The 24,774-nt window shown below is 33.3% G+C and carries 24 protein-coding genes; 18 read left to right on the top strand and 6 right to left on the bottom strand.

Translation table 11 applies throughout. The annotated features are described in order from the left end of the window. Positions 1-268 precede the first annotated feature (268 nt). The 9 genes from miaB (at position 269) to EG814_RS20465 (ending at position 10,158) form a co-directional block, all read left to right on the top strand. Positions 269-1,714 (top strand): tRNA (N6-isopentenyl adenosine(37)-C2)-methylthiotransferase MiaB, encoded by a 1,446-nt coding sequence (gene miaB, locus EG814_RS20505; RefSeq protein WP_125723735.1) that lies wholly within the window; start codon positions 269-271, stop codon positions 1,712-1,714. Positions 1,715-1,800: 86 nt separating this feature from the next. After that, positions 1,801-2,172, top strand: a complete 372-nt coding sequence (locus EG814_RS20500) for a GxxExxY protein (RefSeq protein WP_125723734.1) — start codon at positions 1,801-1,803, stop codon at positions 2,170-2,172. 119 nt (positions 2,173-2,291) lie between these two features. Further along, positions 2,292-3,554: a sigma-54 interaction domain-containing protein gene (locus tag EG814_RS20495; RefSeq protein WP_125723733.1), complete on the top strand. Its 1,263-nt coding sequence runs from the start codon at positions 2,292-2,294 to the stop codon at positions 3,552-3,554. A 185-nt stretch (positions 3,555-3,739) separates the two neighbouring features. Further along, entirely contained in the window at positions 3,740-4,258 is a 519-nt protein-coding gene (locus EG814_RS20490) for an LptE family protein (RefSeq protein WP_125723732.1), read from the top strand. Positions 4,259-4,345: 87 nt separating this feature from the next. Further along, complete coding sequence (locus EG814_RS21105; protein WP_206430330.1) at positions 4,346-6,109, top strand: tetratricopeptide repeat protein; 1,764 nt, start codon at positions 4,346-4,348, stop codon at positions 6,107-6,109. A gap of 3 nt (positions 6,110-6,112) precedes the next feature. Next, positions 6,113-6,454, top strand: coding sequence for a preprotein translocase subunit SecG (gene secG / locus EG814_RS20480; RefSeq protein ID WP_125723731.1), 342 nt, complete (start codon positions 6,113-6,115; stop codon positions 6,452-6,454). A gap of 144 nt (positions 6,455-6,598) precedes the next feature. After that, entirely contained in the window at positions 6,599-6,874 is a 276-nt protein-coding gene (locus tag EG814_RS20475; RefSeq protein ID WP_008467105.1) for a co-chaperone GroES, read from the top strand. A 75-nt stretch (positions 6,875-6,949) separates the two neighbouring features. Beyond that, positions 6,950-8,581 carry a chaperonin GroEL gene (gene groL / locus EG814_RS20470; RefSeq protein WP_125723730.1) on the top strand — a complete coding sequence of 544 codons (1,632 nt, stop codon included), beginning with the start codon at positions 6,950-6,952 and terminating at the stop codon, positions 8,579-8,581. 380 nt (positions 8,582-8,961) lie between these two features. Further along, the gene (locus EG814_RS20465) at positions 8,962-10,158 is read left to right on the top strand and encodes an alkaline phosphatase family protein (RefSeq protein WP_125723729.1); all 1,197 of its coding nucleotides are present in this window, start codon (positions 8,962-8,964) and stop codon (positions 10,156-10,158) included. A 290-nt stretch (positions 10,159-10,448) separates the two neighbouring features. Here the strand turns inward: EG814_RS20465 and EG814_RS20460 are convergent, their stop codons facing one another. From EG814_RS20460 to EG814_RS20445, 4 genes are all read right to left on the bottom strand, one after another. Continuing rightward, positions 10,449-11,288 carry an oxidoreductase gene (locus EG814_RS20460; protein WP_125723728.1) on the bottom strand — a complete coding sequence of 280 codons (840 nt, stop codon included), beginning with the start codon at positions 11,286-11,288 and terminating at the stop codon, positions 10,449-10,451. A 92-nt stretch (positions 11,289-11,380) separates the two neighbouring features. Further along, on the bottom strand, positions 11,381-12,289 hold the full coding sequence (locus EG814_RS20455) for a helix-turn-helix domain-containing protein (RefSeq protein ID WP_125723727.1): 909 nt from the start codon (positions 12,287-12,289) through the stop codon (positions 11,381-11,383). 174 nt (positions 12,290-12,463) lie between these two features. Next, positions 12,464-13,993 carry a SulP family inorganic anion transporter gene (locus tag EG814_RS20450; RefSeq protein WP_125723726.1) on the bottom strand — a complete coding sequence of 510 codons (1,530 nt, stop codon included), beginning with the start codon at positions 13,991-13,993 and terminating at the stop codon, positions 12,464-12,466. 243 nt (positions 13,994-14,236) lie between these two features. After that, positions 14,237-14,482 (bottom strand): hypothetical protein, encoded by a 246-nt coding sequence (locus EG814_RS20445; RefSeq protein ID WP_125723725.1) that lies wholly within the window; start codon positions 14,480-14,482, stop codon positions 14,237-14,239. Between the two features lie 83 nt (positions 14,483-14,565). On the opposite strand from EG814_RS20445, the gene EG814_RS20440 reads away from it, so the two are divergent. Both EG814_RS20440 and EG814_RS20435 read left to right on the top strand, forming a co-directional pair. Further along, positions 14,566-15,648: a sensor histidine kinase gene (locus EG814_RS20440; protein WP_235831020.1), complete on the top strand. Its 1,083-nt coding sequence runs from the start codon at positions 14,566-14,568 to the stop codon at positions 15,646-15,648. After that, a complete protein-coding gene (locus EG814_RS20435; RefSeq protein WP_125723724.1) occupies positions 15,624-16,337 on the top strand; it encodes a LytR/AlgR family response regulator transcription factor in 714 nt (237 codons plus the stop codon). Before EG814_RS20440 ends, EG814_RS20435 begins: the two co-directional genes overlap by 25 nt. 103 nt (positions 16,338-16,440) lie before the next feature. Here EG814_RS20435 and EG814_RS20430 read toward each other — a convergent pair whose 3' ends face one another. Next, a complete protein-coding gene (locus EG814_RS20430) occupies positions 16,441-16,863 on the bottom strand; it encodes a DoxX family protein (protein WP_125723723.1) in 423 nt (140 codons plus the stop codon). A 310-nt stretch (positions 16,864-17,173) separates the two neighbouring features. Between EG814_RS20430 and EG814_RS20425 the strand changes: the two genes are divergently transcribed. Further along, a complete protein-coding gene (locus EG814_RS20425) occupies positions 17,174-17,638 on the top strand; it encodes a hypothetical protein (RefSeq protein WP_125723722.1) in 465 nt (154 codons plus the stop codon). 334 nt (positions 17,639-17,972) lie between these two features. On the opposite strand, the gene EG814_RS20420 is transcribed toward EG814_RS20425, so the two are convergent. Beyond that, complete coding sequence (locus EG814_RS20420; protein WP_125723721.1) at positions 17,973-18,290, bottom strand: GIY-YIG nuclease family protein; 318 nt, start codon at positions 18,288-18,290, stop codon at positions 17,973-17,975. 112 nt (positions 18,291-18,402) lie between these two features. Between EG814_RS20420 and EG814_RS20415 the strand changes: the two genes are divergently transcribed. From EG814_RS20415 to EG814_RS20385, 6 genes are all read left to right on the top strand, one after another. Beyond that, positions 18,403-19,650: a TMEM143 family protein gene (locus EG814_RS20415; protein WP_125723720.1), complete on the top strand. Its 1,248-nt coding sequence runs from the start codon at positions 18,403-18,405 to the stop codon at positions 19,648-19,650. A 2-nt stretch (positions 19,651-19,652) separates the two neighbouring features. Continuing rightward, entirely contained in the window at positions 19,653-20,168 is a 516-nt protein-coding gene (locus tag EG814_RS20410) for a DUF2199 domain-containing protein (RefSeq protein WP_125723719.1), read from the top strand. A gap of 45 nt (positions 20,169-20,213) precedes the next feature. Further along, positions 20,214-20,678 carry an Mpo1 family 2-hydroxy fatty acid dioxygenase gene (locus tag EG814_RS20405; protein ID WP_125723718.1) on the top strand — a complete coding sequence of 155 codons (465 nt, stop codon included), beginning with the start codon at positions 20,214-20,216 and terminating at the stop codon, positions 20,676-20,678. A 155-nt stretch (positions 20,679-20,833) separates the two neighbouring features. Next, complete coding sequence (locus EG814_RS20400) at positions 20,834-22,675, top strand: TlpA disulfide reductase family protein (RefSeq protein ID WP_125723717.1); 1,842 nt, start codon at positions 20,834-20,836, stop codon at positions 22,673-22,675. A 171-nt stretch (positions 22,676-22,846) separates the two neighbouring features. Next, positions 22,847-23,707: a hypothetical protein gene (locus tag EG814_RS20395; protein ID WP_125723716.1), complete on the top strand. Its 861-nt coding sequence runs from the start codon at positions 22,847-22,849 to the stop codon at positions 23,705-23,707. A 295-nt stretch (positions 23,708-24,002) separates the two neighbouring features. Then, positions 24,003-24,596 carry a dihydrofolate reductase family protein gene (locus tag EG814_RS20385; protein ID WP_125723714.1) on the top strand — a complete coding sequence of 198 codons (594 nt, stop codon included), beginning with the start codon at positions 24,003-24,005 and terminating at the stop codon, positions 24,594-24,596. Positions 24,597-24,774: the final 178 nt, after the last annotated feature.

Genomic DNA, 24,774 nt, shown 5'->3' with positions numbered 1-24,774 from the left:
AGATTTTAGATTTTAGATTTTAGATTTTAGATTTTAGATTTTAGATTTTAGATTTTAGATTTTAGATTTTAGATTTTAGATTTTAGATTTTAGATTTTAGATTTTCTAAAAATCGCTGCGCTCTTTTTGGAATTTGAGATTTAAAAAAATTTGGAATTTTTATTACCGATTTCAATCTAAAATCTAAAATCACAAATCTAAAATTCTTTTCTGCCATCTTGTCATATTTTATTGCTTTTGCGTTATCTTTGCACTTTGAATTTTTATAATGGAAAAGATTATTGAAGAAAGCAAACAGGGCGAAAGTCTTGTTTTGGAAAATAAACCTGAAAATACTAAAAAACTTTTTATAGAAAGTTACGGCTGTGCGATGAATTTTTCGGACAGTGAAGTTGTAGCTTCCATTTTGTCTGACGGTGGCTATAACACAACTTCTGTTTTAGAAGAAGCAGATTTGGTTTTGGTGAATACTTGCTCAATTAGAGACAAAGCAGAACAGACAATTCGTAAACGTTTGGAGAAATACAACGCCGTAAAACGTACGAATCCGAAAATGAAAGTGGGCGTTTTGGGCTGTATGGCCGAGCGTTTGAAAAGTCAATTTTTGGAAGAAGAAAAAATTGTTGACCTTGTTGTAGGTCCAGATGCTTATAAAGATCTTCCGAATTTATTGGCCGAAGTTGAAGAAGGACGCGACGCTATCAATGTTATTTTATCAAAAGAAGAAACGTACGGAGATATTTCGCCGGTTCGTTTAATGAGTAACGGAATCACCGCTTTGGTTTCGATTACACGTGGCTGCGATAATATGTGTACTTTCTGCGTTGTACCGTTTACGCGTGGACGCGAAAGAAGCCGTGAACCGCAGAGTATTATGGCTGAAATTCAAGATTTGTGGAATAAAGGTTATAAAGAAGTTACGCTTCTTGGGCAAAACGTTGACAGTTATCTTTGGTACGGCGGTGGTTTGAAAAAAGACTTTGTAAATGCTTCTGAAATGCAGAAAGCAACTGCAGTCGATTTTGATCAATTGCTTGAAATGGTTGCTGCTGGTTTCCCTAAAATGCGTATTCGATTTTCGACTTCAAATCCGCAGGATATGCACGAAGGTATTTTGCACGTTATGGCGAAATATCCGAATATTTGTAAACATATTCACCTACCTGTTCAGTCGGGAAGCAACCGAATTTTGAAAGAAATGAATCGTCTGCATTCTCGTGAAGAGTATATGACTTTAATTGACAAAATTAGAGCAATTGTTCCCGATGCTTCGATTTCGCAGGATATGATCGCTGGTTTCCCAACAGAAACAGAACAAGATCACCAAGATACTATGAGTTTAATGGAATATGTAAAATATAATTTCGGTTATATGTATTCATACTCTGAACGTCCTGGAACTTTGGCCGGAAGAAAAATGGAAGATGATGTTGAGGAAGAAACTAAAGCGAGAAGATTACAGGAAATTGTTGATTTACAGCAAAAACATGCCTGGTTTAGAAGTGAGGAATTTGTTGGAAAAACGGTTGAAGTTTTAGTAGAGAAAGTTTCTAAAAAATCTAAAGACGAATTCTCTGGAAGAAACTCTCAAAGTATTACGGTTGTTTTCCCAAAAGAGAATTATAAAATTGGAGATTTCGTAAACGTAAAAATCACAAGCTGTACAAGTGGAACTTTAAAAGGTGAAGCTGTGGGATATTCTGAAATGAATTAAAAGTTTTTTTTGCCACAGATTAAAAGGATTAAAATGATTTTTTTTGAATTACTTTTCTTACTTTATATTTGTGCTAAAAAATATTTATGCAACATTATCGAGAACAGGAAACCTATAGAATTATTGGCATTTGTATGGAAGTACATAGGAATTTGGGACCTGGGTTATTGGAAATCGTTTACAAAGATGCTTTAGAAATTGAGTTCAAAGAAAATGACATTTCTTTTGAGAGAGAAAAAGAATATTCAATTGAATACAAAGGAAAAGTCTTAGCACATAAATTTTATGCTGATTTCATTGTAAATGAAGATATTGTTTTAGAAGTAAAAGCAATAAAAGAATTTTCAAATGAGCATATTGCTCAAATATTAAATTACATAAAACTATCAAATTCAGAAGTTGGACTGCTTATTAATTTTCAAACAAAATCCCTTCAATATAAAAGATATATTATTTAAATTTAAAAAAAATCTGTGCTAATCCATTCAATCTGTGGCAAAACAAAAAATACAAGCCTAAGTTGAAGGTAAAAGTAAAACTTGAAACCTGAAACAAACAAAACTTGAAACAAAACAATATGGAAACAGTTCAAGCAATAAAACAACGATTTGAGATTATTGGAAATGATCCGAAATTAAATCGTGCTATCGAAAAAGCCATTCAGGTTGCTCCAACTGATATTTCGGTTATGGTAACTGGGGAAAGTGGTGTTGGTAAAGAAAATATTCCAAGAATTATACATTCGCTTTCGCACAGAAAGCATGGTAAATATATTGCCGTAAACTGCGGTGCAATTCCGGAAGGAACTATTGACAGTGAACTTTTTGGACACGAAAAAGGTGCTTTTACAGGTGCAACAAGTACGCGTGAAGGTTATTTTGAAGTAGCTGACGGCGGAACAATTTTCCTTGATGAAGTTGGTGAATTGCCGTTAACAACTCAAGTTCGTTTGTTACGTGTTTTGGAAAATGGCGAATTTATTAAAGTAGGTTCGTCTCAGGTTCAAAAAACAAACGTTCGTATTGTTGCTGCAACCAATGTAAATTTATTTAATGCTATTGAAAAAGGTAAATTTCGTGAAGATTTATACTATCGTTTAAGTACAGTCGAAATTACATTGCCACCTTTGCGTGAAAGAAACGATGATATTCACTTGTTATTCAGAAAATTTGTGGCCGACTTTGCTCACAAATACAAAATGCCACCTTTAAGACTGGACGACGATGCTGTTCAGCTTTTGCAGAAATTCAGATGGAGCGGTAATATTCGCCAACTTCGAAATGTTGCAGAACAGATTTCAGTTTTAGAAACCAATCGCGACATTACGCTTGCTACTTTACAATCTTATTTGCCAGCCGAAGGAAGCAATCTGCCGTCTGTTATTAGCGACAGCAAAAAAGAGAGCGACTTTAGTACAGAAAGAGACATTTTGTACAAAGTGCTTTTTGATATGAGAAGTGATCTGAACGATTTAAAAAAGCTGACTTTGGAATTAATGAAAAATGGAAATTCAAAAGTACAAGACATTAATCCGAATTTGATTCAGAAAATATACGGAAATCAGCAGAATGACAGCGAAATAGATTTTGAAGAAGAGCCAAGAACTGCTGTTATGGCAACACCTGCCGTGCGTGAAGAAAACTATCATATCCAGGACGACAATAACTATCTAGATGCAGAAACGATCGAAGAAGAAGAAATTTTACGTTTGGAACAAAAAGAAATTGAAATGATCAAAAAATCATTAGAAAAAAACAAAGGAAAACGTAAAGCTGCTGCAGATGAATTGGGTATTTCTGAAAGAACTTTGTACCGTAAAATCAAACAATTCGACTTATAAAAAAACAAAATCCAATCTTTTAAATTCCAAATTCCAAGATTGGATCTTCAAAATATAATAAACTCCAAAAATAAATTCCAAATTCAAAGTAGTATATTTGGCAACATTTGAGTTTAAAATTTCAAATTGGGTTGCCTCAAAATTGGAATTTGGAATTTAAAATATTGGAATTTTCAACAAAATTTATGAAAAAAATATATTCTCTTTTCGCCTTATTAAGCCTTTTTATGTTGAGTGGCTGTGGAGTTTACAACTTTACAGGAGCAAAACCAATCGATGCTAAAACATTTCAAGTTAACTTCTTTCAGAATAATGCAGATTTGGTTGAACCTGGAATCGACAGAACTTTCACGTTGACTTTACAGGATTTAATCATGAACCAGACCAATTTAAACTTGGTAAGTACTGGAGGCGAATTAACTTACGAAGGTGAGATTACAGATTATCGAATCACTCCAATGACTGCAACGGCTGTAGGAACAGATGGAAGCGCTGGAGCATCGCAAAACCGTTTATCAATTCGTGTTCAGGTAAGATTCACAAATAAAAATAAAGAAACTGATGATTTTGAAAAATCATTTGAGTTTTATTATGATTTCCCAGGACAGGAATTACCTGCTGGATCAATTTTAAACGAAGCGATAAGAGTTATTTTTGAAAGAATTACCCAAGATATCTTTAATGAATCATTGGCTAAATGGTAAGTTTTAGTTTAACTGTTTAATTGTTTAACCGATTTAACAGTAAAAACAATTGACGAGTAAACGAATAACTGATTAAACAAAAAATAAATGAACGTTAGCGATTATACCTACTTAATGAATAAACCCGATGCAATTACAGAAAAGCAGGCGGATGCATTAGGCAGTGTTTTGAATGAATTTCCGTATTTTCAAAGTGCGCGTGCATTGCGATTAAAGGGACTTTATAACCAAAACAGTTTTAAGTATAATTATGCTTTAAAAGTTACGGCTGCGCACACTTCTGATCGTTCTGTTTTATTTGATTTTATAACTTCTGAGGCTTTTACCTCTATCCAGAATGATTTTTATGAACAAAAGCTGAGAGATCTTCTTGAAATTACTGTTTTTGATAGCGAAATAATTTCGCCAGAACAGATTCAGAAAGCTATTGAAATAAAAACTGACATTGTAGAACAGCCGATTTTAGATCCAATAAAAGAAGCGCCAATTTCTCCTATTGAAACCCCTTCAATTGTACAAATTGTAAAAACTGAAGAATCTATAAAAACTGAGGAATCTGTAAAATTGGAAGAGCCAATAAAAGTGCAAGAACCAATAATTGCCGAAGAGCCTAAAAAATTTCCAGAAATTGATCCTTCTATTTTCTTAGCTATAAAAGAAGCTCAGACTATTACTTTTGAAAAACCTACAATAGAAAAACCTACAGTAACAGAAGAACCTAAGCAGCTTCCAGAAATAGATTTATCTATTTTTAGAGCCATAAAAGAAGTGCAATCGGTAACTTTTGAAAAACCTGTAACAGAAGAATCACAACAGAAAATTGATTCTAGTGAAAATGATATTTCTCCCAAAGTCAACGAAACCGAAACTGTTTCTGAAACAGAAGCTATTCAGATTGAAGAACCTAAAATTGATCGCCTAGAAAATTCGATTCTAAGTTCTATAAAGGTTTCTGAAACACCTTCTGCACCAGAACCAATAAAAGCTGAAGAACCTAAAAATGAGCGTATTGAAAACTCTATTTTAAGTTCTATTAAAGAAGCAGAAGCTGCAACTGCTATACAATCTGAAAAAATAGAAGAAGAAAAAGCAGCCCCAAGTACAGAAGAGCCTGTTTTAAATTCGGAGGAAGAAGAGGAAGAAGATGACAGCGTTATCGAAGAAATGATTATTCCAGAATTTAAAATGAATCCTGTAGAACGATCTATTCTTTCTTCTATTAAAGAAGCTGAAACAAATACACCCGAAGAGCCACAAGTAGCGATAGAAGAAACTGCTATTGAAACTGAGGGTGAAGAAGAAAAAATTGAAGAAATTCAGGAGGAAAATGAAGAGCCACTTGAAGAAATAATCGAGGAAGAAGAAGTAAATGAACCTGCCAAAACTGCTGCAGAGCATTTAGAAATCGGAAAACCTTTGGATTTTTCTTTAAACGAAAAACATTCCTTTCAAGAATGGCTACAATTATCTAGAACAGAACCTATTGACCGCTCAAACGATCTTTCGCCAGAGGAAAAAGCAGAAAAGGAAGCTGCTGAAAAAGTAAAACAGGAAGAAGAACGACAAAAAAAGGCTGAAATTATCGATAAGTTTATCGAAACCAACCCGAAAATTTCGCCAATAAAACCAGGAAGTAATGCTCCAGCGGTACAAATTGAAAGCAATTCTGAAGACAATTCATACCTAATGACCGAGACTTTGGCTAGAGTTTATCTGGAACAAAAGAAATATACAAAAGCAATTCAAGCATATGAAATATTAATTTTGAAATATCCAGAAAAAATTACTTTCTTTGCAGACCGCATATCGGATATAAAGATTTTACAACAAAATAACAATAACAATAATTAAGTAATGAGCACATTTTCAATTTTTTTAGTTTTAATTACAATAGTTTGTTTTCTATTGATCGTAGTTATCATGGTACAAAACCCTAAAGGAGGCGGATTGTCTTCTACTATCAGCGGAACGCAGATGTTAGGTGGAGTACAAAAAACAACTGACTTTTTAGATAAAAGTACTTGGACTTTGGCTACTGTTTTAATTGTGTTAATTTTACTTTCAAGCTTAAGCTTCTCTGGAGCTTTAAGCGATACTGAATCTAAAATCATTGACAAAACTGAAGCTCCTGTAAATGCACCTGCAGCTCCAGTACAAGGAAATACTCCTGCTCCAGCAGCACCAGCTACTAAATAATTTTAGCTCGATATAAAAATCTAATGCCAGCCTGTCAAAGCTGGCATTTTTTTTAAGAAATAATGTCAGTTTTTCTAGCATGGCATAATTTCTGAAAGTTTATAGAACAAGAAAAAAACGTATAACTTATAATAATATAAAATCATGGCTTTAAACATTAAACCGCTTTCAGACCGCGTACTTATTGAGCCTGTTGCAGCTGAAACTAAAACTGCCTCAGGTATTTTTATTCCTGATACTGCCAAAGAAAAACCACAAAAAGGAACTGTAGTTGCAGTAGGAAACGGAACTAAAGATCATACAATGACTGTAAAAGTTGGAGACACTGTTCTTTATGGCAAATACGCAGGAACAGAATTAAAACTGGAAGGCACTGATTATCTAATCATGCGCGAGGATGATATTTTAGCGATTATCTAAAAATATTGTATTGAGTACGAAGTAGTAAGAACTTCATTTAACTTGAAACAAATCAAACTTTAAACAAAAATTAAAATGGCAAAAGATATAAAATTTGATATTGAAGCACGTGACGGTTTAAAACGTGGTGTTGATGCATTGGCAAATGCTGTAAAAGTAACTCTTGGACCAAAAGGTCGTAACGTAATTATCGGAAAATCTTTCGGAGGACCTACAGTTACTAAAGATGGTGTTTCTGTTGCAAAAGAAATCGAATTAAAAGACGCTCTAGAAAATATGGGTGCGCAAATGGTTAAAGAAGTTGCTTCTAAAACCAATGATTTAGCTGGAGACGGAACTACAACAGCTACAGTTTTGGCTCAGGCTATCGTAAAAGAAGGTTTGAAAAACGTTGCTGCTGGAGCAAATCCAATGGACTTGAAACGTGGTATCGACAAAGCGGTTGAAACTATCGTGGCTGACTTAGCAAAACAAGCTAAAGTGGTTGGAAGTGACTCAGACAAAATCAAACAAATTGCTTCTATCTCTGCAAATAACGACGAAGTTATTGGTGAATTAATCGCTACTGCTTTCGCTAAAGTTGGTAAAGAAGGGGTTATTACTGTTGAAGAAGCTAAAGGAACAGACACTTTTGTAGATGTTGTGGAAGGAATGCAGTTTGACAGAGGATATCTTTCTCCTTACTTCGTAACAAATCCAGAAAAAATGGAAGTTGAATTAGATTCTCCTTACATTTTATTATACGATAAAAAAGTTTCTTCTTTAAAAGAATTACTTCCGGTTTTAGAGCCAGTTGCTCAATCAGGAAAACCATTATTAATTATCGCTGAAGATGTTGATGGTGAAGCACTTTCTACATTAGTAGTTAACAAATTAAGAGGTGCTCTTAAAATTGCTGCTGTAAAAGCTCCAGGTTTCGGAGACAGAAGAAAAGCAATGTTAGAAGATATCGCAATCTTAACTGGCGGAACTGTAATTTCTGAAGAAAGAGGTTACACTCTTGAAAATACAACTATCGAAATGTTAGGAAACGCAAAAAGAGTTTCTATCGACAAAGACAATACAACTATCGTAAGTGGTGCTGGTGAAGCAGATATCATCAAAAACCGTGTGAACCAAATTAAAGGTCAGATGGAAACTACTACATCTGATTACGATAAAGAAAAATTACAAGAACGTCTAGCTAAATTAGCTGGAGGTGTTGCGGTTCTTTACGTTGGTGCAGCTTCTGAAGTTGAAATGAAAGAGAAAAAAGACAGAGTTGATGATGCTCTTCATGCAACTCGCGCAGCTGTTGAAGAAGGAATCGTTGCTGGTGGTGGTGTGGCGCTATTAAGAGCTAAACTTGCTTTAGCTGACTTAAAAGCAGATAACACTGATGAGGCTACAGGAATTCAAATCGTTTCTCGCGCTGTTGAATCTCCATTGAGAACTATCGTTGAAAACGCTGGTCTTGAAGGTTCTGTTGTTGTCGCTAAAGTTTCTGAAGGTTCAGGTGATTTTGGTTACAATGCAAAAACTGACGAATATGTAGATATGCTTACTGCAGGAATTATCGATCCTAAAAAAGTAACTCGTGTAGCACTTGAAAATGCTGCATCTGTTTCTGGAATGATCTTAACTACAGAATGTGCATTAATTGATATTAAAGAAGAAAATGCTGGTGGCGGAATGCCAATGGGTGGCGGAATGCCAGGAATGATGTAATCGTTTCTTTTCTTAAAACTTAAAAGCGCTGGATTTTTATTCGGCGCTTTTTTTTTAGCCACGAATTCACGAATTATTTTTTTCTAATCTATACGTATATTTTTATTTGCCACAGATTACACAGATTAAATGGATTTTTTTTGCCACGAATTGCACGAATTTCCACTAATTCATTTGAATAAAAAAAGTTTGCCACAGATTAAAGAGATTCACAGATTATAAATCTTTTTTAATTCTTTTAATCTGTGGCAAAAAATACTTCGTGGAAATTAGTGCAATTCGTGGCAAAAAACAATTCGTGGCCAACTTTTTTATTTAACATTCTCTTTTTCTTTAAAAAATGCTTTAGCCTTAACTTTGCATTTCTTTAAAATCAAACAATGAGAAAATACGTCACTCCCCTTTTACTTTTTACATTCTTACTTCTTACAACTTTTTTACAAGCCCAAAATAAAGACAATTATGTTGTTCTAATTTCAATGGATGGCTTTCGTTGGGATTATGGCAAACTTTACGATCTTCCAAACCTGAAAAAAATAGAAAAAGAAGGCGCACATGCCAAATCAATGAAACCTTCTTATCCGAGTAAAACGTTCCCAAATCATTATTCTATTGTAACGGGACTTTATCCAGATCATCACGGAATTATCAACAATGTTTTTTTTGATGCTTCTTTAAATCAGTCTTTTTCATTGTCTTCTAATGCCAAAAATGATTCAAGATTTTATGGCGGAAATCCGATTTGGAATCTAGCGGAAGAACAAGGCGTAAAAACAGCATCATTCTTCTGGCCTGGTTCTGATATTGACAAAAGAAATCCGAGTTATTTTAAAAAATACGATGGTAAAATTCCATACGGAGCGAGAATCGATACGGTTATGAAATGGCTGCAACTTCCAGAAAAACAAAGACCTCATTTGGTTACGTTATATTTTGACGAACCCGATCATTCAGGACATAATTTTGGTCCGCTTTCGCCGAAAACCGAAAAAACAGTTATTAAAATGGATTCGATTATTGGTGAAATATCGAGAAAATTAGACCTGTTGCCTATCGGAAAACAAATCAATTTAATCATTGTTTCAGATCACGGAATGGCAGATATAAGCAACGATAAAAAAGTAGCCGTTTTAGATTATTTAAAACCAGAATGGCTGGGTTACAAAGACGTCATCAATCCAATTATGAGTCTGCAGGCAAAACCAGGTTATCAGGATTCTATTGCAAATGCTTTGAAAAAAGTTAAGCATATTAAATTCTGGAAATCTACAGAAGTTCCTAAAAGACTGCATTACGGAACAAATCCGCGAGCACATGATTTTGTTATCGAAGCTGAAAAAGGATGGAGTTTAGTAAGCAAAGAGAGTACACATATTAAAGGCGGAACTCACGGATATGATAATGACGAAAAAGATATGCATGCTATTTTTTATGCAAAAGGTCCAGCTTTTAAAGTAAATAAAAGAGTAAAAACATTTCAGAATGTTTCGGTTTATCCGCTAATTGCTCATATTCTAGGTTTGCAGATTGGCGAAATTGACGGGAAACTGAGTGATGTTGATACAATGCTGAGATAGTTAGATATTTGTTTAATTATATAATGTGGCAATTTGTCAATTGAGATAATTAGATAATTCTCTAAAAAGATTATACCAATTGCCTCCAGCTTTAGCTGGAGGTTACAAAAGTTAAGCACAAAAGGCTTTAGCCAAACTTTATAGTTCGGCTAAAGCCTTTTTAAATAGCATTTGTTTTCCTTCAGCTAAAGCTGAAGGCAATTAATCATACTTTGTGTTAGACGCACTGCGGTGCGTCTCTACAGACATACGTTGTGGAAAATCATTATCTAATTAACCAAGTTCTCTAATTAAAAATTAGTTCCAACCGAAACCTCTTTCCACTGCCCTAATTCACTTTGTACACTTGCAATTTTCTGATTGGCCATATTAAAGGCATCTTCACCCAAAAACAAATGCAAAGGCGGATTTTTATCCTGACTTACTTTAATCAAAGCCTCGGCTAATTTTACAGGATCTCCAGGTTGATTTTCGCTAATATCATCTTTATGTGCGCTTTCAGATTGTCTCACTTCTTTATAATCAGCAATTGGATTTTCAGGCAATAATAATGAACTATCTTTTAAGAAATCGGTTCTAAAATAGCCCGGATAAACAATTGTAGCGTGAACACCAAAAGGCTTAATTTCTGCAGCCAGAGATTCTGTTAAACCTGCAACGGCAAATTTTGTAGAACAGTAAATTCCCCAACCCGGAAATTCTCCATAATATCCTCCCACAGAAGAAATATTAAAAATATGTCCCGATTGATTGGCACGAAGAATTGGCATTGCATTTCTAATTACATTTAATAAACCAAAAACATTTACTTCGTAATTTTTTCTAGCTTCAGCATCGGTTAATTCTTCTAATGCTCCTAATAATCCGTAACCGGCATTATTTACCAGAACATCAATTGTTTGAAAATGATTGATCGTTTTATCAATGGCAGTTTTTACGCTTTTTTCATTGATCAAATCCATTTCAAGAGGAAGAAAATTTTCTGAAGTATTGCCCAAAACATCAATTAATGATTTTTCGCTTCTTGAAGTTGCAGCAACTTTAAACCCTTCTGCTAATAGTTTCTTAGCTAATTCTAATCCAAGTCCTTTTGACGCTCCGGTGATAAACCAAACTTTATTATTTCCCATGATTTTAAATTTTTACATTTATAATTACAGGACAAAGGTATTGGCGAAGTACTTCTCAAAAATTAAAGCAATCAAGCAAGAAGTTGCAAAAATCAATCAATTTCTGCTACACGATAGTTTTTAGGCGAAACCTGAACATTTTTCTTGAAGAAATTAATAAAATGAGACAATTCTTCAAAACCTAAACACCAAGCAATTTCATTAATATTCCAATTGGTTTGTTTTAAAAGAATCATAGATTCCTGAACAATTCTTTCTGATATAATCTGAGAAGTTGTCTTTCCTGTGGTTTCTTTTAAAGCTTTATTCAAATGATTGACATGCACATTCAACTGATTGGCATATTCTGAAGGCGAACGAAAATTAATTTGCTGTGAAATAGATTCAACAGGAAATTGTCGTTCGAGTAATTCTAAAAACAAAGAAGAAATTCGAATAGTAGCATTCGACTTACTATATAATGAAGCAGTTACAGTTTGTGTTTTTAATGCTAAATGAATAATTTCGAAAACCAGATTTCGAAGCACGTCATATTTAAAAGCATAATCAGAATTGATTTCTTCTAGCATTTTTAAATAAATCGTTTTGAGAGATTCTGCCAATTCCTTTGAAACTGGAACCACAGGATTTCCGCCTGGCTGAAATAAAGGGTATTCTTTTAAATTCCCAAACTGACTAAAAAAGGCGTCTGTAAAAATGCAGAAAAAACCCGTTTGATTTTCATCGATATGCTCCCAGCTATACGGAATTTGAGGATTCGCAAAGAATAAAGCCTGATCTTCAATCGTTACCACTTTATCTGCATAGTGCACTTTATTCCTCCCAATGATTAAACTGATTTTATAAAAGTCTTTTCGGGTATAAGGCAAAGGACTACAAGTACTTCCGATATATTCATCCAATTTAAAAACATTAAAATGTCCGATTTCTTTTTTAAGATTTTCGGGCATTCCTTGAATTTTAACGGTGTAAAAATCTTCTAAGGTTTCTGTTAGCTTCATTTTACAAAGTTACGAAAATCAAATTATTTAATTAGGATAGGGTGAAAATTAGATAATTACAAAATTGTCAATTAGACAATTAAAAACACAAAGCATATCTGTAGAGACGCACTGCGGTGCGCCTCTACAGCATAACATTATGATAAATTATCAAATTGCCACATTATCTAATTCTCAAGAAACCACCTTATAAGTAGGATCTTCAATCACATTAACCTCAATAACCGCATCAGCATTTTTGAGTAATTGCCTGCAATCTTCGCTTAAATGTTTTAGCTCCACTTTTTTATCAAGCAGGTTGTATTTTTTCGTCAAATTATTTAAAGCTTCAATTGCCGACATATCAGAAACACGGCTTTCTTTAAAATCAATTATAATATGATTCGGGTCGTTCTGAATATCGAATTTTTCTAAAAAAGTAGTGGTTGATCCAAAGAATAACGGACCATAAATTTCATAATGTTTTACTCCGTTTTCGTCTATATAATGTCTTGCGCGAATTCTTTTGGCACTTTCCCAAGCAAAAACCAAAGCTGAGATAATTACGCCAATTAAAACCGCCAATGCCAGATTATGCAGTACAATGGTAACAAGAGCGACTAGAATTCCAACAAAAATATCATGTCGTGGCATTTTATTAATAATTCTGAAACTTGCCCATTCAAAAGTTGTTATCGCCACCATCATCATGACGCCAACTAAAGCAGCCATCGGCAATTTTCCAATTACAGGCGCTCCAAAAAGAATAATCAATAAAATAGTCAAAGCACCAATAATTCCCGAAAGTCTGGCTCTAGAACCCGCACCCAAGTTAACTAAAGTCTGTGCAATCATTGGACAGCCGCCCATTCCGTAGAAAAAACCGTTTAAGATATTTGAACTTCCCTGCGCGATACATTCTCTATTGCTGTTTCCACGTGTTCCCGTGATTTCGTCAACCAAATTCAGCGTCAGCAAACCTTCAGTCAAACCAACTGCGGCGACAATTACAGAATATGGAAATATCACTTTTAAAGTTTCAAAAGAAAACGGAATATTCGGAATATGAAATGGAGGAAATCCGCCTTGAACCGAAGCGATATCTTCTACTGTTTTGGTTTCGATATTGAAAACAATTACCAAAGCAAAAACCACTATAATGGCAACCAAAGAAGCAGGAACGGCTTTTGTAATCTTCGGAAAAATTAAAACTATGGCAATAGTTAGCGCCACCAATCCTAACATAATATATAAAGGAGTTCCCTGAAGCCACGAAACCTGACCGTTGACAACGGTTTTAAACTGCTCTAATTGTGACATAAAAATCACAACCGCTAATCCGTTTACGAAACCGAACATAACGGGTTGTGGAACGAGCCTAATAAATTTTCCGAGTTTAAAAAGTCCGATGCAGATTTGGACAACACCGCCTAATGCGACGGCCGCAAAAACATATTCTATTCCGTGCGATTTCATTAAGGCAATTAAAACGATGACAGTTGCTCCTGCTCCGCCTGAAATCATTCCTGGTCTTCCTCCAAAAATAGCTGTAACCAAACCTGCAATAAAAGCAGCATATAATCCAACTAGAGGAGGAAATCCCGCCAGAATAGCAAAAGACAAAGATTCTGGAATCATGGTCATCGCCACGGTTAAACCTGCTAAAATTTCGTTTTTGTAATTGATTTTCTGGCTAAAATCGAAGAGCTGGAACTTTTTTTTCATGGCGCAAAATTAGAAAAATAAAACGCAAAAAAGAACACCCCTTTTATAGATGAAAAGCGGCAAGAATTTGCAAAGGAAATAAACAGCTCAATCAGCTGAACTGTTTCAGAAGAAGAAGGATAATTGAAAGGATGAAATCTATCATTTCTTTTTAGTTTGAAATTAAAATACTACACAAAATACTTACAAATTATACAAATACGGTAGCGTATTTACACCTGATTTAAAACCAAAGATGTAAAATTATTCTAAACGCACACAAGTGTAGCCTAAACCATGCACCTCATTCATAACAGTATCATACTGTAGATCAATGCCTTCAACTCTTAATATTTTATCGCAGTCTTCCAAATCAAAATTAATTTGATATTCAGGAAACTGATTTTGCATAACTGCTATAACATAATCTCGATCAGATTCTTTCTGGACATTTGTTTTAAAAATTTCCACAATCTTCTCTGCTTCTTGTAATTCTTTAAACTGGTACATTTTTATTTTTTATTAAAAAGATTATAGAAACTCGAGTTCAAAAATAAACCACAAACCAGTAGTATAACAGTACTTTTATACCAATGGCGTATGATTTATACGAATGGCGTTGGTATAAATTATTCTCGATAAATGCTTACAGACTATACGATTATATTATTTTTGCCGCTATGACAATTGCAAAAATCTACCAGAATTTTTTTCTACGAAACTTAATTGTAAATACGCTTGTTTATTTGGTCATTTTGGCTTGTATTTATGACGAAATAAAACTCGACGGGCACAGCTGGTCTTATATTCTCAGTAAAATTGCCGTTGGTTATTTTCCTTGTATTGTTTGGATTACCGTTTTTAATATCTGCATTATCAATCCGTTCTTATTTCATAAAAAATTTAAAATCTTTTTCACGCTTCTAGCGATCTATTGGACTGGTTTTTACTTTTTTATGAATTGGTTTTTCCCGCTTGTGGGATTAGGAAATCTAAAAACTCTTCAAATTGTATCACTTATCATTAACGGCTGTTTTTTCTATTTCCTGCATATTGTTATCACCAAAAAAATGAGTCAGGTCGATAAGGATATTATGAATTTTAAATCGGAACTTTCGTTTTTAAAACAGCAGTTGAATCCGCATTTTTTATTGAATGCTATGAATAACCTTTACGGAGAAGCTTTGGCAGAACCCGACAAAGTTCCAGACCGAATTTTGAATCTTTCGGATATGCTTCGCTATCAGATCGAAGCTTCTAAAAAAGATTATGTTTTAATGCAGGAAGAAATTGCGTTTATTAAAAAATATATTGAATATTACACCTTTAGAAACGAAAGGCTGAAAGTAAAGCAAAATATTGAAGGCGTTCATGAACAAATCGAGATTCCGCCTTTGTTCTTTTTGCCTTTGGTAGAAAATGCGGTAAAGTTTTCTGCCGAAACTCCAGAACCGTTTATTAATTTGGATTTGAAAGTAAGTTGCCGCAATTTGTGCTTTACTTTAAAAAATAATTGTCTTGATACCGAATCAAGACTTTCGAGTACGGGAATCGGAATTGAAAATCTAAAAAGACGTTTGGAAGTTTATGGTTTAAGACACAATTTGAGCTGTAAAAAAGAGAAAAACATGTTTATCGTAAAACTGAGTATATGGCACTTACCTACCGCTGTCTGATAATTGATGACGAATCGCCGGCGCATAAAGCCTTGATTTCGCACATTTCCAAATTTGACGAACTAGAACATTCTGGCAGTGCTTTTAATGGTATGGAAGCCATAAAACTGCTCAACGAAAACCAATACGATATTATTTTTCTCGACATTAATATGCCTGTAATTTCAGGTGTCGAATTAATGGAACTTCAGCCCAACCGTCCACTTACGATTGTAACCACCGCTTATTCTGATTATGCGCTTTCGGCTTATCAAAACGATGCGATTGATTATCTTTTAAAACCGATTTCACCAGATAAATTTGCTAAAGCGATAGAAAAAGCGAAAACTTTTTTTTCTGGAAACAGTCTTAAAAAAGAAACTCCAACCAACGCTAAAATCTTTTCGTACCGCTTAAACGGACAAAATATAGACATGCCTCTTTGCGATATTCTTTACATCGAAAGTCTGGGCAACTATATGAAACTCTACAGCACCAAACTGAATTTACCACATATTATTTACGGTTCGCTCTCGAGTATTGCCTCAGAAATTGATGCTGCTAATTTCATGCAAGTACATCGCTCGTATATTGTAAATACAGAAAAAATAGCCAGTGTTACTTCGAAAACATTGACAATGTGTAATAATGAAATGATTCCTGTGGGAAGGAAATATCAGATTCTGCTAAACAACTTGCCTGTTCGGTAATTGAGATAATTTTTGAAAAGCTCAACTTTTTTAGGTTAGGCTTTTTGTTTTCTTTTTTCAAATTATAATAACCGTTCATAATACTTTATTTTCATCACAAGATTCAATCTCTGTTATTTCTAAACAGCACAGCAATCGCTCCAGTAGACCATAAAGCCAGAAAAATCAAAACAGGCTGAAAAAACAATCGTATTAAACGCGCCTGATCGGTGTCGAGTCCAAAGGCAGAAGTTCCGTTTAGGTATTGTGCTATATTTCCAGGGAAAACTAAAACGTAAAATAGTGCCAGCGCCATTCCTACTTTCACTTTATATTGGGTTAAAAATACCATGGCCAAACCTAAAATAATTTCGACAATTCCAGAAAGTATCACGACCAAATCTTTATCCATAGGAACCCAATTGGGAACCTGCGCCTGAAAATCGGTTCTCTGAAAAGTAAAATGTCCAATGGCTGCTGTTATCATAAACAATCCCAAAAATATTCGGATAAAATTTTGAAGCTTTGAAGTTTTAATATATTCCATATGTAAAGGCTTTTTTAAATAAATTTCCATCAAATATACAGGAAATAAAGTGCGATTTTTTCTATATTTTCAAGAGCATTTTTGTTTAATCTCCACATCATTTAATTTTAATAGAAAACAAAATTCTTAATTTTTTCATTCGAGATTATCTTTTTTAAAACGATTTTTTACTACCTCTAAACATCTTCAAAATATACATATTTGCAATTTTGTTAATTCTTTTCTTAAAAAAAATGACAAACCAAGCAACTTTTCTTACTTAATTATTTAAATTCGCAGCTTAACGAAACCACTAAGCTATTATAACCCAATGAACCTTTTTAATTTATTTAAAAGATCTACTGTAAAATGTCCGAGATGTCTCGGGAAAAGATTTGTTGATTGGGATGATATTCGCCGTTTAAACCGCCAATTAAAATGGGTTCCTGCACCATGCGCCTATTGCGACGCAACGGGAAGAGTCCCCAAAGAATTGCTTTCTAAAGTCGCTGTCGACTGTATGTATCTCACAATCGATTTGCCAGAAGCTGTAATCGAAAAAATAAAAGAAGGCGATCTTGAAACTGTTGAAAAAGGAAAACAACGCGAACTTTTTGTAGATCATCTTATACAATATGCAGAACATCATCACTTTACTCAAAATCTAGATGCAGAAAGTATTGCGAGTTTATATCTAGACTCCGAAGCCGAAAAAGCGTCTTTTGCCGTTTCTCGTCAAGAATTAATAAAATATATTCAAGGCGTGATCGAATTAAAAAAGTCAGTTTTACAATAAATCCTTGAGATTCTACTCTTATAAAGCTTCATTTGAAAAAAACAGGTATAAACACCTATACTTACCATTTTATTTAGTGGTAATATTGCAGTGAATAATTTTTGTTTCTAAGTTTTCGTGTAGAGAACTTCTTAATTTTTTGTCACTTTTTTTTTTGGAACAGAAAGTGGAATTTCAAGTCGCTGGTACCGATTGGAAATTTCACTTTTTTTTATGGTCACCTTTTTTTGTCATCCTGACGAAGGAAGGATCGCACGAGTAGCTCGACAAAGATTGGCTATACTTTGCGGAATTTCTTGTGTGATCCTTCCTTCGTCAGGATGACAAACTGGACTTATTCAAAATGGTAATTCAGAAATTCAAAAGTTGGATTAAAATCTCTTATTAATTCTAATTTCTTTGTTCTAATCCACCCTTTTAATTCTTTTTCTCTAGCTATTGCCTCTTGTATCCATGTGAATTTTTCATAATAAACCAAAAACTCAACATTATAACTAGCAGCAAATGTCTTGACATTGTTTTCAGCATTTACACTGTGCTGTTTAAGTCTTTCTTTTAGATTTTGGGTAACCCCAATATAAAAAGTTGATCTATGTTTATTAGTTATAATATAAACATAGTAAGTATGATAGCCTAATTGCGGATTGAACATTTTATTTTTTTGTACGAATATAGCTATTTTATATAATTAAATTAAAACTAATAAGGCTCCTAAAAAAATAAGTATTTTTGCTTCTTATAAAAGCCACGAAATTAAAGTCCAAATGACTAGAGAACATTATATTCCGTTTAACAAAGAGTTTTTACTAGAACAGCAGATTGCTGTTTTTGCTGAAAATCCTGAAAAGGTTACTGATTTTAAGAAGTTATTCGAAATTATCGAACACTATTATCATTACGAGTCTTTTAATCTTAATCGAAATCTAAAACAGCATTACGCACTCTACGATCCAGATTTAAGCGAAAAAGAACGCGTGCAATTTATCAATAAAAGCAATTTCCCTGTTTTTAAAGAAACGCTTTTAAAGGTTTTAGACCGTGGCAATTATTACAGAATCGATCAAGAAGCTTTAAACGAAGCCTTTCATGAATCGGATTTGATCGGACTGCATCTTTCTATCGATTTTAATGCTTTTAAAGATTACGAACTTTACGCACGCGGGCATCATAAGGCAAAAGAAAAGGTTAAAAAATACTTTTTCTGGACCAAAGAAGTTGAAATTGAATATTATGACCGCGTTCTTATTTATCTCAATTACAGCGAGGCAGATTACCTTAAAGAGAAAAAAGTCAAATTAGGAAAAATGCCAATCGATCCCGGATCGATCGCTTTGAAAATTTTTAAGCGCGTTCCTAAAAACGATCTCGAAACGGTTTTTCCGAATGCCATTCCGAAAATGTCCTTGAAGGATAAATTACTGCTTTGGGTTCCAGGTGTTTTTGGTGGACTTTCATTATTAAGTGCCCAAGTAATTCCAGCCTTGATTAATATGTATGAAGCCTATCAAACTGGAGAAACTATCGATTTATTAAACAGTAAAACGTCTTTAAATCAAGGTTTAATTGCGCTCGGAATTTTAGGCGCGTATTGTTTTCGCCAATACAATAATTTCATAAACAAAAAGATTCGCTATTCTAAAACACTTTCAGACAGTTTGTATTTTAAGAACATCGGAAATAACAGCGGTGCGTTTTATTCTTTATTAAATTCTTCTGAAGAAGAAGCTTTAAAAGAAACGATTCTGGCTTATACTTTTTTACACGAAAGTGAAAAATCTTTAACCGCAGAAGAACTAGACCATCAAATTGAATCTTGGTTTAAAACAAAATTAAATACTGATTTGGATTTTGATGTAAATGATGCTTTATTAAAGCTAAAAAGCATCGGTTTAGGAATAGAAACTGATGGAAAATGGAATGTTATTCCGCTCAAAAATGCACTTATTGCCATTGATGAATTATGGGATAATGTTTTTCAGTACAGTCAGGAAGCTAATTCTTTAAAATATTAAAAATGTATACTTATAAATGTTCTTGCTGCGGAGAAGCTTTTGACCAAATGCCATTGTGTTTTGGCAGTGAATTTCCTGCTTATTATTTTACCATTCCAACCGAAGAAAGAGAGCAAAGAATTGAATACGGCGGAAGTTGGTGTTATATCGACGAAGAACATTTTTTTCACCGTGGTAGATTAACCATTCCGATTATAGATTATCACGAAGATTTGGTTTTTAATGTATGGACAACAATTAGCGAAGATAATTTCTGTCTGCGAATGGATTTATGGGAAGACCCGAACCGAGTAAATCAAGATCCTTATTTTGGCTGGATGCAGACCAATGTACCCACTTATGGCGAAACTTTGTCTTTAAAATCAATGGCTATTGAGCAAGGCTTGGATTTGATTCCTGAAATAAAAATGATTGAGGAAAATCATCCGCTAACAATAGATCAGGAAAACGGAATTACATTAGAAAAAGCCATTGCTATTGTTGATGAAATAATGAAAATACAGCACGGTAAAACGTAAAAGAAATTTCATTAGATTTACGCAACTAACCTTAAAACCACAAAAATGAGAACATTAGACCAATGGTTTGCAGAGTATGCTGTAAGTCATCAGAACCCCAAAAACAAGGCGATACATTATATTTGTGTTCCTGCTATTTATTTTTCGATTGTTGGTTTACTTATGAGTATTCCGAGTGCGATAATCTCCAATACGCTTCAATTAAATGCCCCTATAATAGAAAATTGGGCTTTTCTAGTTTTGCTTTTTGTTCTTATTTTCTACATCAGATTATCCATTTCAATGGCTATTAAAATTGCCATTTTTTCTATTCTCTGTTTAATTGTCAATTATTATATTTCAAAATTTGTTCCGTTATGGATTTTCTCGCTTGGCGTTTTTGCTTTGGCTTGGATCGGACAATTTTACGGCCATAATATTGAAGGTAAAAAACCTTCGTTCTTAAAAGATCTTCAGTTTTTACTAATTGGCCCGGCTTGGGTTGCTGAGAATTTGTTTTCGAAGAAATAAATCCTTTAGTTTCTAAAATAATTTTGCCCAGTCTTTATTGAGATTGGGCATTTTTTATGCTAATATTTTCTTAATAAAAATCGTACAAAGCTAACATTGCATAATTTAGCATTCGCTAAAATTTAAGAAACAATCAATCAAAAAACCAAAAACAAATGAAGAAAACCATCCTTTTATTACTCTTTGCAATCTTTAACACTGCTTTTTCTCAAAACGGAAAAGTGTATTTAAAAAACAAAAAATTCAACGTAGGGAAACCCAATACGTATGTTTACGAACCTCCGCAAGGTCTTGTTATAGAAGACAATTCTAAAGCAAATGTATTATACGCCACAACTGCTGATTTTGATACGAACTTAAGTCCGTTGATAAAAAAAGGAAAACTTTATGAGTTTACAGCACAAGTTCCAGACTCGGTAAGAACCATTTTAGTTACGGTAACAGATTTGCAAAAGGTTGCAGATAATAATCAAGACAAAGGCTATTCTGTACTTCTCAAAACTCAAAATGAATCGGAGTTAAGCAAATCGCTTGCCAATGAAATTTTCAGCAGAAGCTATGGCAACTTTCAGCTAAAATTAAAATTGGACACAAAGACAGAATCTACTATTCCTGCGTATGAGGCTTTATTTGCAAAATACCCAAAATTAAAAGAGGATAAAATTTACCTGATTTATCTTTACCAAAAAGGCACCGTTGATAAAGAATTTAGCAAGAAAGAAAATATTGCATTTGCGGCAAAATGTGTTCAAAAAAACACAAACGAATCTTTAACATCGGCTTATTACATTTATGAAAATAACGGCATGACCGATGAAAAGGAAAAGATAGCAAAGGAACTCGAAAGCAAATATCCGAACGGCCAACTTGCGGAATCTAAGTTTATACAAGACTTTTATAGTCATCCAGATAAAACCGAATCTTATATTTTAGAAACGCTTAACACCTTTAAAACAAGATTTAAAAACACTTCTAAGCGAGCTTTGAGCCCATTTTACAAGAACCTTCACGACATCTATCTTCAGAATAAAGAATTGGAAAAAGCGATAGCGCTGGAACCCCATCTTTATATTGTTGGAGATTTATACAATAATTATGCTTGGACAATTTCTGGTGCTGGCTTGAAATCAACTGGTAAAGATATCGACTTTGCGGCCATAGTTTCTAAAAGATCGCTTGATCTCCTTGACCAAAGAAGAAAAGAAAGTTATTTTCCTGATTATGAGGACGAACTTAGTATGTACACCGATACTTATGCACACATACTTTACAAGCAAGGCAAATATGACGAAGCTTACAAATATCAGCATGCACTTAAAGAAAAAAATAGATTAGATCTTAACGGAAAAGAAACGTATCTGGCCATAATAGACAAGATAAAAAGTAAAGAGGAAGTAAAGGCTTATATTGAAGACGAAATCAATACTAAAGGGGTTACTTCTACCGTATTTCTTGCTAAGCTTAAAGAAATTTATATTGAAAAGAATTTACCAATTGCCGAATATAATGCTATTGAACAGAAAACAAATCTGGCCGAAAAAGAAAATAATGCTAAAAAAATTATTTCAAAATTTGGCTCGGATATAGCTTCAGATTTTTCATTAAAAAACTTAGAAGGTAAAGAGATAAAACTTTCAGATTATAGAGGAAAAGTGGTTGTGCTGGATTTCTGGGCAACGTGGTGTGGTCCGTGCAAAGCTTCTTTTCCAAAGATGCAGGGACTTGTCGAAAAATACAAAGACAAAGATGTGCAATTTCTGTTTGTAAATACTTGGGAAAAAGGAAAAAACGAAGAAATTTACAATAATGTAAGCAAATTTATTTCAGAGAAAAAATATACTTTTAATGTACTTCTAGACGATAAAGCTCAAGTTGTAGAAAACTATAAAATAGATGGAATACCGACTAGAATCGTTATTGATAAAACTGGAAAGATTTTAGTGTCTGATTATTCGAATACTGATATTGCAGTAATAATTGACGAACAATTAAAATAAGGATTCTCTTATTTTAAATAATAGATGTATTTTTGATATACCAAAAATAAATTTATGATAACAGTTAATCTGAATCAGTTTTAAAAAATAAAGGACAAAAGAAGAGTTTTATCTTTTTGTCCTTTTTCATTTAAAAATACATTTCGAAATAGCTTATATATTAATAAATAAATGAGAAAATCCATTATTGCAATTACGGTCCTAATTTTACTTTCTTCTTGTAAACAAACAGATAATAAAAACGTTGCCGACAAAACAGAAATAAAAAAAGACAGTATTAAAGTTCAAAATTTTGCACAAACAGCACAATCAGATTCAGACTTGCTTCAATTATTTACTAAGAACAAAAATGAAGTTGTACTTCAATTAAAATCATTGCCCAATAAAGAAGCCGCAAACGCATTATATGAAAAATATTTTGAAAAAAACGGTGCTTTATTACAGCAAATAGCTGGAAAAGAAACTGGAGTATTGGAGAAATTCTACAATGAAGACGAAGCCGACAAAAAAGCGGTACAACTTTTAGGCGAAAGACTTTCTAAACATCAATTGCGCTATTGGGAAATTGGAGAAGGATATGTTGAAATTGAGCCTTTACATGATTTCTATTATACCATTTTCAAAAATTATGTGACAGATGATTATAAAGATTACTTGCAATTAAAAAGCGAAGAAAACAAATCGCTTTATTCTGGAGATGCAGCACTTGCTATTTCTTTTAAAGATTTGGGCGACAGAATAATTTCGTGGGAAAATTTTATGGCGAAATATCCAAATTCCAAATTGATTCCATCTGTAAAAGAAGAATACAAAAATTATCAAATGGATTATTTAATTGGTCAAGATAATACACCAACTAGAGAACGAGCAACAGAAGAAAGCTATATTTATCCAGAAAACATTCAGGAGTTTAACCGTTTCTTAAAAAAATACCCTAAAAGTCCGACTGTCCCTTTGATTCATTTGTTTATGGAGAATTTTAAAAGTGAAAGCGTCGTTGATATTTTAAGAGCGGAACAGGATAAATTATAAAAAACTAAAAGAATTTTTAATTAACTAATTACTAAAACCATGGAAAATAAAAAACCAATTACATTTGTCTTTTGGATTATCGCAATTATTTTAGGCGTAGTTTTATATAAGCAATTTGACTTTCAAAGTCTAAAATTTGAAAACCCTGCATTGGCATTTATCTACATTGTGGTGTTTCTATTTTCGGTTTATTATATCATTAGAAATTCTAAAAAGTAGAAAAAAAGTAGAAAAGCTAAGACTTCGATTTCGTTATAATTGATTGTATTAAAAAACAACTTCAAACATTTTTGATATGAGAAAAATAATTGTTTTATCGATGTTATCATTAGACGGAGTAATGCAAGCTCCTGGAGGACCTGAAGAAGACCGATCTCAAAGTTTTGAATTTGGAGGATGGACCGTGCCGTATGGTGACGAAACTTATGATAAGGCTGTACAAAATGAATTGCAAACTGCAGATTATCTTTTGGGAAGAAAAACATTTGAAATTTGGGAAAATTACTGGCCAAACCATGCCGAATTTTGGCCTAGTATTAATGATGGAAATAAATATGTACTGTCTAAAACCCGAGAAAAATCAGATTGGCAAAATTCTATTTTTATCGAAAGTCTTGATGAAATAAAGAAACTTAAAAATTCTGAAGGCAAAGACATTCAGGTTTGGGGAAGTAGCGAACTTATTCATCTTTTATTAAAAAATGATTTAGTTGACGAACTCCGATTAAAAATTCATCCGCTACTACTTGGTAAAGGGAAAAAGCTTTTTGATGATAATGCAAATCCATCATCTTTTATTTTGACAGATAGTACCATTACTTCAACCGGAGTAATTTTAGCCAATTACAAACGAGATGGAGAAGTTAAGACTAGAAATGCTATTGTATAAGTAAATTATTTTAGAATAAAAGATCGAAAATCTTGAACATAAATAAACATAAAAAGCCTGAGACTATAAATAGACTGCACCCAAAAGTTTAGACAAATTTATAATTAAGTTTGATAATAATGAGCTCGATATTTTATCGGGCTCATTTTGTTTAGATTTGATTTAATTCTTTCGTTAT

It is taken from the genome of Flavobacterium ustbae, assembly GCF_003946915.1.
Taxonomy (GTDB): domain Bacteria; phylum Bacteroidota; class Bacteroidia; order Flavobacteriales; family Flavobacteriaceae; genus Flavobacterium; species Flavobacterium ustbae.
Note: the sequence above shows the minus strand (reverse complement) of the source record. Positions and strands in the feature narration are given on the sequence as shown.

Coding starts and splice junctions, on each gene's coding strand:
- EG814_RS20400 (WP_125723717.1), top strand. CDS start 20,834: ATGAAGAAAACCATCCTTTTATTACTCTTTGCAATCTTTAACACTGCT.
- EG814_RS20385 (WP_125723714.1), top strand. CDS start 24,003: ATGAGAAAAATAATTGTTTTATCGATGTTATCATTAGACGGAGTAATG.
- EG814_RS20495 (WP_125723733.1), top strand. CDS start 2,292: ATGGAAACAGTTCAAGCAATAAAACAACGATTTGAGATTATTGGAAAT.
- EG814_RS20490 (WP_125723732.1), top strand. CDS start 3,740: ATGAAAAAAATATATTCTCTTTTCGCCTTATTAAGCCTTTTTATGTTG.
- EG814_RS21105 (WP_206430330.1), top strand. CDS start 4,346: ATGAACGTTAGCGATTATACCTACTTAATGAATAAACCCGATGCAATT.
- EG814_RS20455 (WP_125723727.1), bottom strand. CDS start 12,289: ATGAAGCTAACAGAAACCTTAGAAGATTTTTACACCGTTAAAATTCAA.
- EG814_RS20420 (WP_125723721.1), bottom strand. CDS start 18,290: ATGTTCAATCCGCAATTAGGCTATCATACTTACTATGTTTATATTATA.
- EG814_RS20445 (WP_125723725.1), bottom strand. CDS start 14,482: ATGTACCAGTTTAAAGAATTACAAGAAGCAGAGAAGATTGTGGAAATT.
- EG814_RS20450 (WP_125723726.1), bottom strand. CDS start 13,993: ATGAAAAAAAAGTTCCAGCTCTTCGATTTTAGCCAGAAAATCAATTAC.
- secG (WP_125723731.1), top strand. CDS start 6,113: ATGAGCACATTTTCAATTTTTTTAGTTTTAATTACAATAGTTTGTTTT.
- EG814_RS20425 (WP_125723722.1), top strand. CDS start 17,174: ATGAACCTTTTTAATTTATTTAAAAGATCTACTGTAAAATGTCCGAGA.
- EG814_RS20440 (WP_235831020.1), top strand. CDS start 14,566: ATGGCGTATGATTTATACGAATGGCGTTGGTATAAATTATTCTCGATA.
- EG814_RS20435 (WP_125723724.1), top strand. CDS start 15,624: ATGGCACTTACCTACCGCTGTCTGATAATTGATGACGAATCGCCGGCG.
- EG814_RS20395 (WP_125723716.1), top strand. CDS start 22,847: ATGAGAAAATCCATTATTGCAATTACGGTCCTAATTTTACTTTCTTCT.
- groL (WP_125723730.1), top strand. CDS start 6,950: ATGGCAAAAGATATAAAATTTGATATTGAAGCACGTGACGGTTTAAAA.
- EG814_RS20405 (WP_125723718.1), top strand. CDS start 20,214: ATGAGAACATTAGACCAATGGTTTGCAGAGTATGCTGTAAGTCATCAG.
- EG814_RS20410 (WP_125723719.1), top strand. CDS start 19,653: ATGTATACTTATAAATGTTCTTGCTGCGGAGAAGCTTTTGACCAAATG.
- EG814_RS20415 (WP_125723720.1), top strand. CDS start 18,403: ATGACTAGAGAACATTATATTCCGTTTAACAAAGAGTTTTTACTAGAA.
- EG814_RS20430 (WP_125723723.1), bottom strand. CDS start 16,863: ATGGAATATATTAAAACTTCAAAGCTTCAAAATTTTATCCGAATATTT.
- EG814_RS20475 (WP_008467105.1), top strand. CDS start 6,599: ATGGCTTTAAACATTAAACCGCTTTCAGACCGCGTACTTATTGAGCCT.
- EG814_RS20460 (WP_125723728.1), bottom strand. CDS start 11,288: ATGGGAAATAATAAAGTTTGGTTTATCACCGGAGCGTCAAAAGGACTT.
- EG814_RS20500 (WP_125723734.1), top strand. CDS start 1,801: ATGCAACATTATCGAGAACAGGAAACCTATAGAATTATTGGCATTTGT.
- miaB (WP_125723735.1), top strand. CDS start 269: ATGGAAAAGATTATTGAAGAAAGCAAACAGGGCGAAAGTCTTGTTTTG.
- EG814_RS20465 (WP_125723729.1), top strand. CDS start 8,962: ATGAGAAAATACGTCACTCCCCTTTTACTTTTTACATTCTTACTTCTT.